General features: G+C 39.6%; 18 protein-coding genes. 9 read left to right on the top strand and 9 right to left on the bottom strand.

All coding sequences use genetic code 11. The features are described 5' to 3' along the window. Positions 1-3 precede the first annotated feature (3 nt). On the bottom strand, positions 4-1,044 hold the full coding sequence (locus NST39_RS01545) for a DUF4352 domain-containing protein (RefSeq protein WP_044139229.1): 1,041 nt from the start codon (positions 1,042-1,044) through the stop codon (positions 4-6). A gap of 396 nt (positions 1,045-1,440) precedes the next feature. Between NST39_RS01545 and NST39_RS01550 the strand changes: the two genes are divergently transcribed. After that, positions 1,441-2,370 (top strand): aldo/keto reductase, encoded by a 930-nt coding sequence (locus tag NST39_RS01550; protein ID WP_341026619.1) that lies wholly within the window; start codon positions 1,441-1,443, stop codon positions 2,368-2,370. Positions 2,371-2,400: 30 nt separating this feature from the next. Here NST39_RS01550 and NST39_RS01555 read toward each other — a convergent pair whose 3' ends face one another. Together NST39_RS01555 and NST39_RS01560 are read right to left on the bottom strand one after the other, a co-directional pair. Next, complete coding sequence (locus tag NST39_RS01555) at positions 2,401-3,366, bottom strand: ATP-binding protein (RefSeq protein WP_341026620.1); 966 nt, start codon at positions 3,364-3,366, stop codon at positions 2,401-2,403. 11 nt (positions 3,367-3,377) lie between these two features. Then, positions 3,378-4,079, bottom strand: coding sequence for a LytR/AlgR family response regulator transcription factor (locus tag NST39_RS01560; protein WP_044139232.1), 702 nt, complete (start codon positions 4,077-4,079; stop codon positions 3,378-3,380). A 160-nt stretch (positions 4,080-4,239) separates the two neighbouring features. On the opposite strand from NST39_RS01560, the gene NST39_RS01565 reads away from it, so the two are divergent. Both NST39_RS01565 and NST39_RS01570 read left to right on the top strand, forming a co-directional pair. Then, a complete protein-coding gene (locus NST39_RS01565) occupies positions 4,240-4,980 on the top strand; it encodes an ATP-binding cassette domain-containing protein (protein ID WP_044139233.1) in 741 nt (246 codons plus the stop codon). Further along, complete coding sequence (locus NST39_RS01570) at positions 4,980-6,155, top strand: ABC transporter permease (protein WP_341026621.1); 1,176 nt, start codon at positions 4,980-4,982, stop codon at positions 6,153-6,155. The genes NST39_RS01565 and NST39_RS01570 overlap by 1 nt, the downstream gene beginning before the upstream one ends. A 56-nt stretch (positions 6,156-6,211) precedes the next feature. On the opposite strand, the gene NST39_RS01575 is transcribed toward NST39_RS01570, so the two are convergent. From NST39_RS01575 to NST39_RS01590, 4 genes are all read right to left on the bottom strand, one after another. After that, positions 6,212-6,763, bottom strand: coding sequence for a hypothetical protein (locus NST39_RS01575; RefSeq protein WP_341026624.1), 552 nt, complete (start codon positions 6,761-6,763; stop codon positions 6,212-6,214). Between the two features lie 16 nt (positions 6,764-6,779). Further along, positions 6,780-7,649, bottom strand: a complete 870-nt coding sequence (locus NST39_RS01580; RefSeq protein ID WP_341026625.1) for an SAR2788 family putative toxin — start codon at positions 7,647-7,649, stop codon at positions 6,780-6,782. Positions 7,650-7,663: 14 nt separating this feature from the next. After that, complete coding sequence (locus tag NST39_RS01585) at positions 7,664-8,551, bottom strand: S8 family peptidase (RefSeq protein ID WP_341026626.1); 888 nt, start codon at positions 8,549-8,551, stop codon at positions 7,664-7,666. Positions 8,552-9,284: 733 nt separating this feature from the next. Continuing rightward, complete coding sequence (locus NST39_RS01590; protein WP_341026627.1) at positions 9,285-10,346, bottom strand: DUF4352 domain-containing protein; 1,062 nt, start codon at positions 10,344-10,346, stop codon at positions 9,285-9,287. Between the two features lie 537 nt (positions 10,347-10,883). On the opposite strand from NST39_RS01590, the gene NST39_RS01595 reads away from it, so the two are divergent. Then, entirely contained in the window at positions 10,884-11,312 is a 429-nt protein-coding gene (locus NST39_RS01595) for a cell wall hydrolase (RefSeq protein WP_003217242.1), read from the top strand. 119 nt (positions 11,313-11,431) lie between these two features. Continuing rightward, the gene (locus NST39_RS01600) at positions 11,432-12,211 is read left to right on the top strand and encodes a glucose 1-dehydrogenase (protein WP_111912412.1); all 780 of its coding nucleotides are present in this window, start codon (positions 11,432-11,434) and stop codon (positions 12,209-12,211) included. 21 nt (positions 12,212-12,232) lie between these two features. On the opposite strand, the gene NST39_RS01605 is transcribed toward NST39_RS01600, so the two are convergent. Further along, on the bottom strand, positions 12,233-13,273 hold the full coding sequence (locus tag NST39_RS01605) for an acyltransferase family protein (RefSeq protein WP_341026630.1): 1,041 nt from the start codon (positions 13,271-13,273) through the stop codon (positions 12,233-12,235). 184 nt (positions 13,274-13,457) lie between these two features. Then, complete coding sequence (locus tag NST39_RS01610) at positions 13,458-14,450, bottom strand: LLM class flavin-dependent oxidoreductase (protein ID WP_341026632.1); 993 nt, start codon at positions 14,448-14,450, stop codon at positions 13,458-13,460. Between the two features lie 421 nt (positions 14,451-14,871). On the opposite strand from NST39_RS01610, the gene NST39_RS01615 reads away from it, so the two are divergent. The 4 genes from NST39_RS01615 (at position 14,872) to NST39_RS01630 (ending at position 17,613) form a co-directional block, all read left to right on the top strand. Further along, complete coding sequence (locus tag NST39_RS01615; protein ID WP_044139240.1) at positions 14,872-15,474, top strand: TerD family protein; 603 nt, start codon at positions 14,872-14,874, stop codon at positions 15,472-15,474. 20 nt (positions 15,475-15,494) lie between these two features. Next, positions 15,495-16,076, top strand: coding sequence for a TerD family protein (locus tag NST39_RS01620; RefSeq protein WP_034664247.1), 582 nt, complete (start codon positions 15,495-15,497; stop codon positions 16,074-16,076). Between the two features lie 41 nt (positions 16,077-16,117). Beyond that, complete coding sequence (locus NST39_RS01625) at positions 16,118-16,696, top strand: TerD family protein (protein WP_003216935.1); 579 nt, start codon at positions 16,118-16,120, stop codon at positions 16,694-16,696. Between the two features lie 137 nt (positions 16,697-16,833). After that, positions 16,834-17,613, top strand: a complete 780-nt coding sequence (locus NST39_RS01630; protein ID WP_111912406.1) for a TerC family protein — start codon at positions 16,834-16,836, stop codon at positions 17,611-17,613. Positions 17,614-17,665: the final 52 nt, after the last annotated feature.

Genomic DNA, 17,665 nt, shown 5'->3' on the forward strand with positions numbered 1-17,665 from the left:
TGATTATCTTGTTTTAATAAAACCGCTCATGTACTGCGATGTATTGTAATCGTTAAGGTCAATTTTCCACTGACCATCCCCATTACGTTTCATTTTCACTTCGTATTCAGCCGGGCTGGAGACTGGAGGAAGCTTCTCGAATTCAGATGCGTACAAGTTTAAGCTTTTCTTATACAATTCTTCTTTAGAGCGGATCTTGCCGTTGTAAAACTCATCTCTTTGCTTGTCTAGCTTGTCTTTTAAGTTAGAAGCATCAATGCCTGTTACTTGAGCGACAACCTTCGCTTCGTCATTAGAGATGGTTTTTACACTTGTTTCTACTTTGGTTTTATCCTTCATGGTGTCTTGAATCCGTTTGTACATAGACAGAATATCACGGTCACTTACTTCATTGCCGTACATTCCGGCGCTTCTTTTGAAGTCTTTTACGAACATGTCGTGGTATTTATTCACGACATCGGATTGGTTGTCGCCCGTTAAATCTGCAAATTGATCGTTCTTTTTGTCAAAGACAATGATATCAGTATAAGCGGAAAGCGCCTTTGCAGGGTTATCCAGCTTTTTCGCTGTATCAAGTATTTTGTTTCCATCTAGGTCGATTTCGATCGAATCACTGTTTTTCTTGATGCTGTCTTGGTACACGAACTGATATCTTTTCCCTTTGTCTACAAGGAAATAAAGAGCACCTGATTGAGATTTGCCTTTGTTCAATGAACCGAGGTCAAGACGGTCTTTACTTCCGTAAAATTTTAAATCAGATACTTTGGCATCATCCTGATAAAGGGAGAAGTCAGAGCTATATAATGATAGAGCTTTGTCACCTTTATTTGTAATCGTCAGGTTGACTTTTAGCACCAATTCATTGTCTCTAAGCGTAGTTGCTGAGTCTTCTGGTAACGTATATTCGTAGCTATCGACTTTTACCTCTGCTGTTTTTGTTGATTTTTGATCAGCGTTGCTTGATTTGGCTGAGCTCTGGCAAGCTGCAGAGATGATCATCACGAATGAAATCATGAGGAGTGCGCTTATTTTTTTAAGATTCACAGTTGATGCTCCTTTGCTTTTCTTTCGTCATTTCATTCCCGCTATCTGACTATGAAAAAAGAAACAGATAGAATGGTATATTCGGGTGTTACAGGGGAAAATCTCCTTATGACGATTTGTACTTTTCATTCTATCGAAATTCGATCATGATGAGGAATAGGTTTTAGTCCCTATCTTTGAAAGAAATTTACACAAAAATCAATAATAAAAGGAAATTTGTGAGTCTAATATACCGGTCAATAAGAATCAATTTGTAGATTTATTATCGGTTTTAAATGTTTTTTACGTAAAAATCTTGAAGTGAGGGTGTTTGTGCTTCAGAGAGCAGGATACTTGAATGTTGAAAAGGTTTCATGGGAAAATAAGGATGATTAAGCAGATAAGGGAGATGAGCTTTTGAAAAAGGTAACGCTTGGACGAACTAATTTACAGGTGAATCCGATAGGGCTTGGTACGAATGCGGTAGGTGGACATAATTTGTTCCCCAACCTGAGTGAAGATGCCGGACGAGAGCTTGTGGAGACAGCTCTTGATCAAGGTGTCAATTTCTTAGATTCTGCTTTTATTTATGGGCTGGGCCGTTCAGAGGAATTGATCGGTGAGATTATTGCCAAAAGAGGCGGTAGAGAGAACCTCGTCCTTGCGACAAAGGGGGCTCATAAAGAAGTAAACGGACAAATTGAGCTGGATAACAGCCGGGACTTTTTAAGAGAGCAGGTCGAACATAGCCTGAAACGACTGCAAACAGATTATATTGATTTATACTATATGCATTTCCCAGACGGCCGGACGCCGCTGGAAGAAGTAGCAGGCACATTAAAGGAATTGAAGGATGAAGGGAAAATCAGGGCCATTGGTGCATCTAACCTTGATTTTGAACAGCTTCAAGTCTTTAATCGAGATGGCTACTTAGATGTGCTTCAGTCGGAGTATTCTTTGCTGAAACGTGAGGCAGAGAAGGATCTTCTCCCATACTGCGTCGAGCATCGTATTTCCTTTATTCCGTATTTCCCATTGGCATCAGGCTTGTTGACTGGGAAATTTACGAAGGAAGCGACATTTGATGATATTCGAGCAAAAGATCCGCTTTTCCAAGGCGAGGCGTTCCTTCAAAACCTCGAAAAAGTAGACAAGCTAAAGGTAATTGCACAATCAAAGAACGCCGAAACGGCACACGTCGCACTCGCTTGGCTTTTAGCACAGGACGGCATCGACGCCATTATTCCAGGTGCAAAACGAGCTGAGCAAGTTCAGCAAAACTTAAAAACAAACGAAGTTCAATTAACAAAAGAGGAAATCAATCAAATTGACCACATTTTCTCTTAATAAAAAAAGGTGCTTAGCTGCACCTTTTTTTTATGACATCGTGAGGGGGATTTTGATGACAAGCCGCAAATGTGGAGAACGGTATGTGAAATCAAGAGTACCGTCTGCCTTTTCAACAAGCTGATGAATGATATACGTACCCATTCCTTGATGATCTCCGCCTTTTGTCGAGCGGCCAAAGTTTTTGAACAAATGGTCTAACACGTGTTTTTCCATTCCTTTTGTGCTGTTTTCACAATGGATTAAAAAGAGCCCGCTCCGAATAGAGGTCGCAATTGAGATGCTGCCCTCTTTTCCGGCTTGCTTCGCTTCAATCGCTGCGTCTAGGGCATTATCAAGCAGGTTGCCAGTGAAACTAACCTGATCCGCCTTAGAAAAGGGAAGCGATGAAAAAGGTGCTTGAAGGTCTAGAGAAAGGGCAATGTCCTCTTTTTCAGCCCGTTGGAAAAAGGAATGCAGGGTTGAGGCCAAATAAGCATTTTCTCCTTTCATCCAAGGGAAATGTTTCACGTATTGCTGAATCAAATCCTTGATCTCATGCTCTTCGTTTGACGCGGAAAAGGCATTTAAATGTCTAGCTGTTTCATGATGTTTACTGCGCAGCTCAAGCAGCAGTTCATTGGTTCTTGATTCTGCGTTGATCAGCTCTTGAAGCCGCCCATTTAATCGTCTCTCCGTCCGCATCATCTTCAATGAAAGGATATCTGTTGTCATGATGATCACAAAAGCCAAAAGAGAGCTCCATCCATTTCCTTGCGTCAGAAAAAGGGAAAGACCTGCACAGGTAAAGAGCACAAAAGCGCCCAACATCACATAACCACTCACATGAGGCAAAAACCTTTTGTATATGAAAAATGTATAAAGACAAATCAGACAAAAAGTGAGGAGCCACAGTACTCCTGATGATAGCGGCAGAAAAGCTTCAGCTGCTGCATGAAACGCAAGACCTAGCCATATGAGAGCATACATGCGGAAACCAAGATAGAAAGCGTTCACGTTCGTTCTCCTTAAAAATAATATTTCTTAAAGTATTCTAATTGCTGCTTGGTCATCATGGCTTTTTTATCTGTACCTTCAAAAGATACGATAAATGAATTTTTAGCATACGCCGAGAAGTTCTTAATGTAATGAATATTGATGATAAACGATCGGTGAGAGCGGATAAAATCTTTTTCAGCTAGATCGCCCTTTAACTCGTTTAATGTCTGATATGTCTGGATATCTCCTGTTGTTGTGACAATGGTGGTTGACCTGCCTGTTCGCTCAACAAAAATGACATCCTTCTTTTGCAGCACATGAATATCTGACTGCTGCTTAATGAGAAGCCGTCCATGAATGCTTTTCTCCTGCTTGGTTGACTTGTAGCGCTCTAAGGATTTGGCGATTCGATCGGCATGGTAGGGCTTCATAATATAATCATGTACATTCAAATCAAACGCATGGACCGCATATCCGCTGTTTCCTGTCACAAATACAACATCGACATTCAGTGCGTGAGAGTGAATGAGGTCCGCTAGTTCATAACCGGACATTCCGGGCATTTCAATGTCTGCAAACAACAGATCAATGTCTCCTTGTTTGACCTTCTCATAGGCATCCTCTGCTGACTGCGTGACAAAGACAATCTCCACAGCCTCCATTCTGCCTACAATGGCATGCAGCTTTTCTAAATCTACTCGGTAATCATCAACGAGACCTACTTTTATCATAAAAATCACCTATGACTCTTCTTATTATTTGTCTATTTTACCATTTGTTTTTTAAAATAGATCATTTCAAGACAGAAAAAGGACGTTTCGCGACATTTTTATGTCAAGGAAGCGTCATTTTTTCTATCATAGACTTAGAAAGTTGAAAGGGGCGAACCACATGATTACTCTCAGCGATTGCAGCTGCTGGTTTAAAGATAAGAAAAAGGTTGTAAAAGCGATGAAACATATGACGTTTTCCGTGAAGGAAGGGGAAGTCGTTGGCATCCTAGGAGAAAATGGTGCAGGGAAAACCACATTATTACGCGCCGTAGCCACATTATTAGAACCTACGCACGGAACAGTCACTGTCGCAGGCTTTGATACGGTGAAAGAATCAACAGAAGTGAAAAAGCGAATTGGTGTCTTGTTTGGCGGTGAGACGGGGCTTTACGATCGTTTGACGGCACGAGAAAACCTTGAATACTTTGGCAAATTGTATGGCTTAGATCAGCATGAAATCAAAGCAAGAATAGAGGATTTGGCAAAGCGTTTTGGGATGAGACAATATATGGATCGAAAGGTGAAAGGATTCTCAAGAGGAATGAAACAAAAGGTGGCGATTGCCAGAACCTTGATTCATGATCCTGACATTATTTTATTTGATGAGCCGACAACAGGCTTGGATATTACATCAAGTAATATTTTCAGAGACTTTATTCATCAGCTCAAGCAGCAAAATAAAACCATCCTTTTTTCAAGCCACATCATGGAAGAAGTCAGCCAGCTTTGTGACAGTGTCATGATGATTCATCAAGGAGAGCTTGTGTATAAAGGGACACTTCCAGAATTATATACACAGGAACAAAGTGATGACTTGAACTATATCTTTATGTCGAAGCTCGCTAGGGGGATTTCATAATGTGGAAAACCGTATTTTTAAAAGAAATGACAGATGCGCTAAGAGACCGAAAAACGCTACTCTTAACAGTGCTGATTCCTCTTTTGACGATGCTTGGATTGGTGTTCTTTTATGAAAGCATGATTGCAGATCCAGGAGATGAAACCTATACGGTCGCAGTGAATGAACAGCTTCCAACTGAAATGAATCAAATGATCAAAGAGGTTAAAAACCTCACACTTGAAACATTTGATGACCCGCAGCAAGCTGTCAAAGATGGAAAGGCGAATGCTTACCTGGAAATGCCGAAAGAGGCAGACGACATGCTTCAGCATCAAAAATCATTTGCAATTAAGATTCATGGGTATACAACAGATGATGATTCGGTCATCGCGGTTCAAATGCTACAATCCTTACTGGAGCAGTATCAAAACCAAGTCGTAGAAAAGCGTTTAGCCGCTGATCAAATCAATACATCTGTTGTTCACCCATTTCAGGTGCAGGCTGTTGATGTAGAAGAGGGCGAAGAAGGAGAAAATGGCATGACCTCTATGCTTTTGTCGATTCTTCTTCCAATGATTTTGGTGACCTCCGTCATCTCAGGTGCTTTGCCAGCTGCGCTTGATATTGTAGCGGGTGAGAAAGACCGAAAATCCATTGAAGCGTTGTTCCTGACACCTGCCAGCAGACTCCAAATTCTCATCGGAAAATGGCTGGCTGTCTCCATGTTCGGGATTTTAAGTGGAATTGTGGCGATCGGCATGCTGCTTTTATCCACGCTGCTCTTTACAGAAAAGCTAAAACAAGCACTGAACTTTGGTGATCAAATGTGGAGCATTATCGCCGTCATGTTTGCGGCGCTTATCATCTTCTCCTTCATGGTATCCATGATTGAATTGCTGCTCAGCGTCATTTCGGGCTCAGTCAAAGAGGCACAGTCGTACATGTCCATGATCATTACACTAGGTGTGCTTCCAATGTTCTTTACCATGAGAGCAGGTGCTACGCAGCTAGATACGTATTACTTTGCGATCCCATTCCTTAATATTCATGCGCTCTGTAAGCAATTGATGTTTGGCATCATCGATCCGATGGCCGTCACTCTGACACTCGGCTCCTCAGCCCTCGCAGTCGTCATCTTGTTTGTCATCGTGAGAAGCTTGTTTATGAAAGAAAAATGGATGCTTGCAAAATAAAGAAACGCCCTCTTTGACAGAGGGCGTTTTCAAGTAAATGCCGATCACCGTATTTTTCAGTTTAAAAAACCGAATATATCCAAGTTCTCTAAATAAAATTGAAAATACTCGTCATGAATACCATCTGGATATTCTTCTAACCCATTTTCAATAAGTGCACCTACAATTAAAGCATTTATATACCTATTAAGTTTTTCACAACTATCTCTTACTTTAAATTCTGAAACATATAACCCATCTTTACTTTCTAAAATGATATCAATTCTTCTACCTTCTTGTTCATCAAGCAATAAATGATTATACTCCCATTCTTTGACTCTCTTGGGGTTTAAGGGATGTTCACGATTATCAAGTATTTCTTCACGATGATTCTTTTTTTCCTCATTTGAAAACAATTGAATCAATATACTCGGATCATCTATGACAAAACATTTATATATCTTATTATATTCAAAGTGATCATCATTTACTAAATCTAAAATTTTTGTTTTTGAAAATTCTCTAGCTTTAAATTTAGACGTTATAATCTCAGCAACTCGTTCTTTAGTAAAAATCAATTGATCTTTTTTATATAAATACTGTTTATATAGCTTTTCGTAATTATACATGATTCACCTCTATTAATTATTTAACAGGACCTCCGTAGAATGAATGAGCTTTTGGAGTTCTTTTATAGGGATGCCAGTGATAATAATAACCTTTCTTCGGCTTACCCTTGTTCAAATCTACTTCATGTATTGGTTTGCCATTTCGATTAGCTCCAGCTGCAACACCTTTTGCCTGATTATAAGAAATAGACCAAATATCCTTTTTTGATTTCATTCTAGCGATTGCTTGCGATTTACTTAGTCCTTTTCCAACATATACTCCGCCTTTTTTGATAACAGCTTGAAAATGATTATATTTTTTTTTGTTTTTAGACCTGTGCTTGTTGGCTTGGGTAGCAATTACATAACCAGTTCCTGCTACAACAATCACCGCACCAGTATGAAATAAAGCAGCCATAACTGCAGGTGATATTGCTATTCCCACCGGTATTAAAAAGGCGAATGAAGCTGTACCTTCCTCTGAATTATAGGTGAAAACTTCCTCTGTTTCAACATCTTCAAAAGTCGCTTCAAACTCATCGTCTTTAAATTGATTAACTTTTATTTCATATTCCTTTGATATTTCTTCACCGACTTCATTGAATTCTCTTGTAGTTAAATTAAAACTATCTGCACCAGGTTCTACACTGAGAGTCGCTTCAACCTTATTTCCTTCCGCGTCGTTCATTGAAGTATCTAATACCAATTCATCACTTGATACTTCAAAATTATCAACAGAAATATTTTCTTCAGATAAACGATCTTCTAACATCTCTGAAACTACTTCTTCATCAACAATCATATTATTATCAATTTCTTCAGCCTTGGTATGATTGTTTGGAAATAGACTAGCAACTAATAAAAACACCAGTAATATTATCATTTTACTTTTAACTTTTAACCACATATAAAATCCCTCCGCTATTTTTTAAAATTGAAACCCTGAATAATCTTATTTTTATTATCCAGCATTTTCGTAGATGAACTCTCCAGATAGGTATAAACCTGTGAAAAGCTCTTTTCATCTTTATTCATTTTCTCTTTATATAGAAAATTGGCAATTACACCTGTTATGTAAGCTACTGAATAAGAAGATCCTGTATAAACAGATTTTCCTCCTTTATTATTTAACGATAAAACATTAACACCGGGTGCAAAAAAATCAACTTTTCCTATAGCAGAGAATTGTGGTACTTTATTCTTTGAATCAATTGCCCCGACAGAAATAACATTATCGTATCGAGCTGGAAATTGACTATTTAAACCATAAGTATTACCGCTAGCAGCAACAATAATAATTCCTTTATTTACGGCATTGGCCACTAACTCCCTTAATTCGGGAAAATCCTTTTGAAAACCTAAACTTAAATTAATTATATCTACATTTTGGGATATAGCCCACTTAAAACCATCTATAAAACCCTGTCTTTCAATCTTTCCATCATTTTTGATCACTTTAACAGAATATAGTTCGACATTTTGTGTAACCCCAGTAACTTCACTGTTTGTATTGTTTGCTGTAATAATTCCTGCGATTGATGTACCATGACTTAATTTATTTTCAGACTCGATGGAAGAATCTATCGGATTAAATTCTTTTACAATCTTACCTTTTAAATCTTTATGATTCTTATTAATTCCACTATCTAAAACCGCGACTTTAATTTTTTCATTTAATTCTCTCGTACTAATAGTTTCATTTTTTAAATCACCTTTTAGCAAAAAACTAAACACTCCAAAGTATAAAACCACAATTATCAAAACAAATAAAATGAACCATTTCTTTAACTTTAGAATTTTATCAGTCATATTTTCTCACTCTTTCAATAATCATTTCCTCCTACATTCTTTATTCAGATTATGATTTTTTTTAATAATAATCCATGATTCCTCCCAATAAGTCTTGGTATGTTTCTGAATTTTCATGAAAGATCTCACTAATTTTCCTCTAAACAAGATCTTTTCGACAACATCAGATCACTCTTTTTTTGTTAATAGAGTAACGATTAATCCAGTTAGAACTGAAACTACCTTAAAAAATGATTTGATTTCATGGTAAATTTTCTCTTTGGTGGTTACTAATTCTAGCATAATAACAATGATAAAAAGTTTAAAATTACCTTAAAATGAGCATATAGGACCTTTTTTTTGAATATTTTATGAAAATAGAATTATTTATACTTCGAAGAGTTTTATTGAGAAATAACTTAAGTAGAAAAAAGAGTTTGTGAATGAAAATGATGGTTCTCTTTTATAATGAGTTAGGAAAGAGGCTAGATTTATAATAAAGTTCAATAGAAATAAAGAATGAGGAGGACATTTTTTTACTTCGAGTTTACATTTCATCTTTAACAAAAAAAGCAGAAAAAATCTTAAGTACAAAAATGATCAAGCTAAAGAAATGGAACACTGATCATAGAAAGAAATGTTGACAAGGTTAAGATAACTTGACTGTATTCTGTTTTTTTATGATAGAGGGGGCACGTTTCCCAAAACAGATTATAAATCATAATAAAAAACCCCCGGCATCGGGGGTTTTTCATTAGTTCTTGATGAACTTTTCAACTAATGAGCTTGTTTTGTAATCGTTCAAATCAAGTTTCCATTGGTCGATGTCATTTTTCTTCATGTTGACTTCTACTGTTTCTTCAGAAGAGGAAGGTCCTAATTTTTTGAACTCTTCTGGGTAGATCGAAAGTAAATATTTTTGTGCTTCATCATAAGAAGCTGACCGGTTTTTGCTGTAGAACTCAGTCGCTTTTTCTTTTAAACGATCGACAAGCGGGCTTGCATCAATTGGTGTAAGAGTGACAGTCACAACAGCTTTATCACCACTGATCGCTTTTGTTTTTGTTGATACTTTTGATTTTTCAGCTAATGTTTCTTTTACAGCTTTTAGAAGCTTATCAAGGTTTTCGTCCTTCGCTGAGCTAGAAGAAATACCTGATGACGTGATGTAGCCTTGTTTGAATGATTTATCAAATTGGTTGACAACAGTTGATTTGTTATCACCTGTTAGTTTTTCGAATTCGTCGTTATTCTTACCAAAAATCATGACATCAATATAAGAAGAAAGGGCTTTTGCAGATGCTTGAAGTGTATCTGCTTTTTTCATTAAGTCTTTACCTTTGATATCGAATTCTAGTGTTTTGTCATCTTTTTTAGAACCACTACCTGGCTCTGTGTACACAAGCTGATAGTCTTTTTCTTTGTCAACAACAAAGAAAAGACCGCCTTTTGATACTTTGCCTGCATTTAGAGAGCTAGAAGATAATACTTCGTTGTAATCATCTGGAGAGATCGTAGACACTTGTGAGTCATCTTGGTAAAGCGTAAAGTTGCTTTTATCAACATTTAGAGGCTCTTTGCTGATATTTTTTACAGATACGTTCACTTTTAGTACATACTGATCATCCTGTACAGATGTATCGTATTGAGGTGGTAATGTGTACTCAGCACTTTCTACCTTTACCTCTGCTGCATCAAGGGATTTTTTTGTATCGCTTTCTTTCGTAGCTGTTTTGTCTTTACCACCACTACAAGCAGCAGCGACAACAGTTACACACAAAATCAGAAGAAACAGAGATAATTTCTTTTTAAACATGGCATGTTTTCCTCCTCGGGTTTATGGTGAATTTGATTGAAAAGCTGTAGTTCATATCGTTCTTTTTGCATAAAAAGAAAAACACTGTATGTTTTTTACTGTAGAATGAAGCGAAAGTACTGTCAATACTTCAGTGCGTTGCAAAGATTGACTAGCTTCAAATAGTAAAAATGACACTAAGTTGAGAGGAGAAATGTGTATTTTATTGTTTGATGTCTCCTATAAAAACTCAACATTTTATATTTTAAGGTTTTGAGTCGGATTGTTGAATAGGTTCAAATGACTGTTTTTGATAATGGTGTCGCAATTAGAAGGATTTTTATGACTTGTAAATGAGTCTATAGTAATGAATATTTTTTCCTGTTATGTGCATGATCACTTGGTTTGTGTGTTGTTGCCAGAGAGACACATGTCCAGCAAAATGTTGAGGTATTTAGACAGGCTCTCGACACTGAATGTGTGTTTTCCCGTCAAAATGGCAGTCATCTACACAGAAACCCTACATAAAATAAAAGAGAAACGAATGGAGGTGGATGTATGGCAGTGGTAAGAGCAACAAGCTCTGATATTGATCTCATGGCCAGACTTCTGAGAGCGGAGGCAGAAGGTGAAGGAAAGCAAGGGATGCTGCTCGTAGGAAATGTGGGCATCAACCGGTTGCGTGCCAACTGCTCTGACTTTAAAGGGCTGCGTACGATTCCACAAATGATTTATCAAGAGCATGCATTTGAAGCAGTCACGCATGGTTATTTTTATCAACGAGCACGAGAAACAGAAAAAACACTTGCACGGAGGAATATTAACGGAGAACGATTTTGGCCAGCAAAATTCAGCCTTTGGTATTTTAAGCCGCCTGGTAATTGTCCACCGACTTGGTACAATCAGCCGTTTGTGGCAAGGTATAAGTCTCATTGCTTTTATCAACCAACCGCTGAAACATGTGAAAATGTCTATAACACCTTTTAGTTTGATGAACAGCACAATCCTCTTAGTCAACGATTGCAGAGGATTGTGTTTTTCTTTTTTTCAAAATGGGTAACCATTGTGTATCAACTAGATGAAGCACGTGATAGGAGGAAATAAAGATGTATCAAGATTTAAAAGGAAAAACAGCCATTGTCACAGGTTCTTCAAAAGGAATCGGACAAGCCATCGCATTACGATTTGGAGAAGAGCAGATGAATGTGGTTGTGAACTATAAAGGTGATGAAGAGGGTGCTGAAGAAACGGTCCAAGCCATTCAGCAGAGCGGAGGGCAAGCGGTGAAAGTACACGCAGATGTCTCCGAAGAGGAAGGAATTCAATCCATCATGGAGACAGCACTGGAGCATTTCGGAACAGTCGATGTGTTCGTCAATAATTCAGGCTTTAATGGCGAAGAAGCGATGCCGCATGAGATGACGCTCGAGCAATGGCAAAAAGTCATTGATGTGAATATTACAGGCGCCTTTTTAGGGGCAAAGGCTGCAATCGCCTATATGATGGAGCATGACATCAAAGGATCGATTTTAAATATATCCAGTGTCCATCAGGAAATACCGCGCCCGTTCAATGTTCACTATTCCACTTCCAAAGGCGGAATGAACATGATGACAAAAACGCTGGCTCTTGATTATGCGGAAGCAGGTATTCGGATCAATGCGATTGCACCAGGTACAATGGCGACCGAATCGAATGATGATTTGCAGGATGAACAGAAAAAACAAAAGCAGCTTGAAAAGATTCCGATGAGAGCATTTGGTAAACCGAAGGAGATTGGGTCAGCCGCTGCATTCCTCGTATCTAAGGAAGCTTCGTATATCACAGGCACCACTTTATTTGTAGATGGAGGAATGACGCTTTACCCTTCTCAAATCAATGATTAATCCAAAAAAACATCCGCCCAATTAGCCGGCGGATGTTTTTTGTTCATAGCGGTGTGCGGCTTTGGCTGGTTTGCCGAGTAGCATCGGGTATTTGCTTAGGAAGGAGATACATGGCACCATGAGCAGCAATGTTCCGATCGTGTAAAAGAGAGTCCAAGAGAGCTGCGCTGTATCTGCAATATTGATGCCAAGTCCATAATAAACAAATGCTTTCATGATATCGATGCCGGCAAACTGTAAGACGAGAATCACAATGGAATTTCGACCGAGATACGTCAAAATAGGGGACGTTTTGAATTTAAAACTTAAATAAATCACGGCAGCTGAACCGAGCAGTGCACATGCATAAAAAAGAAAAAGATCACCATAGTCGTTCACGCGCATATCGACACGTGAATTAAAGCTTTGCATGTAAGCCGTCAGTATAAGCAGACCTGTACATAGAAGAAGGGTTGGGTCTGTCTTTAATTCCACAAACCATTGCTTTGCCAAAAATCCAATTGAATAAAACACAACAGCCGTCAAGGCGACATTGGCATTCCACGGTAGACTTTGGTCTAAAAGCAAGGTAGAGGCATATCCAGCACCTCCGCAAAGGACGGTCAGTAAGATCAAGACAGCAGGTTTCCCTTTTGTCAGACGGTGCATAAAGAAAAAGATCATTTCCACTAAAAAGAGTGTCGTTAAAAACCAGATGGCTGGGTTATGCGTGAGTCTAGCTCCATCTGCATTGGATATAAAAATACCTGTAAACGGAACGAAAGGGTCAATATCCGTTTGTCCCTTAAAGGCAAAAAAACGAGTAACGGTGAACCAGAAAACATACGAAATGATGGAGAAATAGAGATAGGGCAAGAGTAAGCTTTTGGCTTTCTTCTGAATAAATGACAGAGCAGGGCGTGAGGATGATCGAAACATCATGCCGGATAGTAAAAAGAAAAGCGGCATATGAAAAGAGTAAATGAATTGCTTGAGCGGATCTGGAATGGGCACATGCGCCATGACCACGAGCAGAATCCCGATCCCTTTAGCAGCATCGACCCATTCGAGTCTCTTATTCATGGCCTGTCATCTCCTTCCTTCTAGCGTCGTAAACGGTTCTTTTATATGTACCTCTACTATATAAAAGGTACACCCCTTATGCGTTTACAGTTCGCTAACGATTAGAAGACACATTTGCGATCAGATGACAGGCGGAAGGATTTTGACATCTTGATGTTACATTTCCCATTTCAGCCCTTTGGCTTCAAAATAATTCGGCGATTCGTTTGAAGGAGCGCTGTTTTTCTATCGGATCAAATGAATTGTTTAGAATCATGATGTCATCCGTTTGATAGCGTTCCATCAAGCTAAGTAATTGCTCTTTCACCGTTGCCTTTGAGCCGACGATCATCCGCTGGCGGTTTTGTAACACTTTTTTCTTTTCCTGCGAGGTGTAGTGATAGGTACTGGCTTCTTCTATAGAAGGGACGCGGCTGTCCAGTCCTTTTTCAACACGCAGCAGCCATAAATCTGTACTGCTGGCGATCCGTTCGGCCTCTTCATCGGTTTCACCACAAATGACAAACACAGCAAACATAGCGTGCGGCTGCGTGGAAAAGACAGATGGAGAAAAGTGAGACCGATACGTCTCAAATGCTTGTTTGCCGCGCGCTGGGTGGATAAAGTGACCAAAAATATAGTTGATCCCAAGTTCCGCTGCCTGCACGGCACTATTTTCTCCGAGACCAAGTAGCCAAACTGGCGGATGAGCATCAACAAGCGGAGAAGCTTTGACTCCTGCATGCGGGTGCCTAGAAGGCAGGCTGTCTGATAAGTAAAATAGAAGATCCTTCAGCTGTCGGTCAAACTGAGATAGATCTTTATGCACGCCGTCTGTCAAAGCAAGTCTCGTCCTTTCAATCCCGCCCGGAGATTTGCCGACACCGATTTCAATTCGTCCAGGATACAGAGCCTCAAGCTGCCGCGTGACCTCTGCTACTTTAAAGGGGCTGTACTGCGGAAGTAAAATGCCGCCAGACCCGGTACGTAAGGTCGATGTATGAGCGGCGATATGTGCCATTAATATTTCAGGTGCTGTACTAGCGAGCCCTCTTGTGCTGTGGTGTTCAGCAAACCAATAACGCTCATATCCAAGAGTTTCCGCAAGCTGAGCTAGCTGTGTTGTGTGAATCAATGTCTCTTGCGCTGTCTGACCTTTAGGAATAGCGACTTGATCTAATATGTGAAGTGATGGCATCATCAACATCCTTTCATTTACACGGTCAATGTTCTTCATTTCAGTATAAAGAAATCCTTGAATAGAAGGAAACGAAAGGGTTTATCCTTTGATTTCATGCTTTATCTTTTCTATATCAACATACGAAAACACATCAATACGTTATTTATCAGCAAGTTCTGTGGACGAGAATTTTCGACAATGTTTCACATGAAACACTTCATTTACGACATGAACCATTTTCTACATGGATCTTTCGTTAAAAAAATATCATTTGTTTGAAACCTATCTTGAACGTAGATCGTATATACTAGTAAATAGAAAAAAGAGTAAGAGGCTCCAATGTCATTTCATGAATTTTGTCGAATTTTCATGTATGATGATTTTAATAGGGTCCATCGCTTAATAAATAGATTTTTATTATGCTGGAGGAGTGATTGATTTGGCGATTACATTAGAAAAAGGTCAACGTATTGATTTAACAAAAGGCAAAGCAGGGCTAACGAATATTCTTGTTGGACTTGGCTGGGACCCTGTATCACAAGGCGGCGGATTTTTAGGAAAGCTGTTTGGCGGCGGAGGCGGCGCTGATATTGATTGTGATGCTTCAGTGCTCATGCTGAAAAATGATAAATTTACGGAAAATAAAGATTTGATTTATTTTGGCAACTTGAAAAGCAAATGCGGCAGTGTCGAGCATACAGGTGACAACCTGACTGGTGAAGGAGACGGAGATGATGAACAAGTTCTCGTCAACTTGAGCAAGGTGCCAGGCAATGTGAATAAATTGGTGTTTGTTGTGAACATCTATGATGCACTTAGAAGAAATCAGCATTTTGGTATGATTCAAAATGCGTACATTCGCATCGTTGATCGTTCAAACAATCAAGAATTAGTGAAGTATAATTTAAAAGATGAGTATGCAGGGAAAACATCATTAATCGTCGGAGAGCTTTATCGTCACGAGAATGAGTGGAAGTTTGCGGCTGTTGGGGACGGTACAAATGATGCGAAGCTTGCCGATATTACGAGAAACTACATTTAATTAGAAGGGAGAGGTTCCTAGTGGGAATTTCTTTAGCGAAAGGTCAAAAAATTGATTTAACAAAAACGAATCCAGGTTTAACGAAAGTGGTCGTAGGTCTTGGCTGGGACGTCAATAAGTATGACGGCGGACATGACTTTGATCTAGACGCAAGTGTATTTCTTTTAGATGCGGCAGGTAAGGCAAGCTCTCCATCGGATTTTGTCTTTTACAATCAAACAACTGGCGGAGGCGGCAGTGTCGTACATACAGGCGATAACCGCACTGGTGAAGGCGACGGAGATGACGAGCAGGTCAATATCGACTTATCAGCTGTACCAGCGAGTATTGAGAAGATTTCATTTGTCATTACGATTCATGATGCGGAAGCGCGCAGTCAAAATTTCGGACAAGTCACGAACGCATATGTACGTATTTTAAATGCGGCATCAAATGAAGAACTGATTCGCTACGATTTGGCAGAGGACTTCTCCATCGAGACAGCGATTATTGTAGGTGAATTATACCGTCATGGCGGGGAATGGAAATTCTCAGCTGTCGGATCGGGTTATCAAGGCGGACTTGCCCGCATTGCAACGGACTTCGGTTTAGATATCGGGTAACGGCTAGTTTTATATTTTCAGGAGACAGGAGAGGGACGAATATGGCGATTCAGCTTTCAAAAGGACAACGTGTCGATTTAACAAAAACCAACCCAGGGCTGACGAAAGTGATGATTGGTCTTGGCTGGGATACGAATAAATATTCTGGCGGAGCCGAATTTGATTTGGACGCTTCGGCATTCTTAGTGGATGCAAACAATCGTTGTCAGCAAGACACAGATTTTGTTTTCTATAATAACCTTCAGCACCCAAGCGGCAGTGTCACTCATACAGGTGATAACCGGACAGGTGAAGGAGATGGAGATGACGAGCAAATTCTCGTTGATTTCTCAAAAATTCCTGCTAACATTGATCGTATCGGAATTACAGTGACGATTCATGATGCAGAGACGCGCAGCCAGAATTTTGGACAAGTCTCGAATGCATTTGTTCGTGTTGTAAATGAAGAGGGCGGGGAAGAATTGATTCGCTTTGATTTAGGGGAAGACTTCTCAATTGAAACGGCTGTCGTAGTGTGTGAATTGTACCGACACGAAAGCGATTGGAAGTTTAACGCGATCGGAAGCGGATTCTCTGGCGGACTTGCAGCTCTTTGTCAAAATTATGGGTTAGAAGTATAAACGAGAGAAACAAAATTCAAGAGGCGCTGCCAATGACTCATATGAGGGCCTTTTCCAAAGTGAGAAAGAAACAGCGATCAAGAATAACAGCAGGCGAAAGCCTGCTGATGCTTCTACACTTATAGGAGGAAAACCAGTTGGATATTTTGAAACATATGTTGGACACGTATGCCTCGTTTTTTGATTGGCATATGTGGGCAGAGGTATTAACAAACCCTGTCTCTTGGGGGCTCATTGGGACCCTTGTTGTGCTTGAAGGATTGTTATCAGCAGATAACGCACTTGTATTAGCTGTCATGGTGAAACATTTACCAGAAAAGCAGCGTAAAAAGGCATTAACCTACGGATTAATTGGCGCTTATTTCTTCCGTTTTCTATTCATTGGCGTAGGGATGCTGCTTATTAAGTTTTGGTGGATTAAGGTTCTCGGAGCTGCATATTTAGCATGGCTTGTCATTAAGCATTTCTGGTTAGGTGACGGCGATGATGAAGCGAAGGAATTGAAAAAAGAAGGCTGGATGATTCGCGTATTTGGCGTGTTCTGGGCAACCGTTATTTCTGTGGAAATTATGGACCTTGCCTTCTCGGTGGACAGTATTCTTGCGGCATTCGCTGTATCTGAGGAAGTATGGATTCTTCTATTAGGCGGAATGCTTGGCATTCTCATGATGCGTACAGTGGCACAGTTATTCCTTGTCCTCATTGACCGTATTCCAGAGCTTGAGAATACCGCGTTTATTCTCATCGGGATTATTGCCATCAAAATGGGCTTAAGTGCTGCTCTTATTGAAATTCCGCATCTTGCATTCTTTGCGATTATTATTCTAGCGTTTATCGGAACGTTTATTGTTCATAAAATCAATAAGAAGAAACATCAAGATGTGACAAACGAAGCTGCGGCTTCAAAAGAAGAATAGAATAGGACGATCAAAAAGGAATGGAGTTGACTAGCGGCTCCATCTTTTTTGA

The organism is Bacillus sp. FSL W8-0645 (assembly GCF_038007905.1).
In the GTDB taxonomy this organism is placed as follows: domain Bacteria; phylum Bacillota; class Bacilli; order Bacillales; family Bacillaceae; genus Bacillus; species Bacillus pumilus.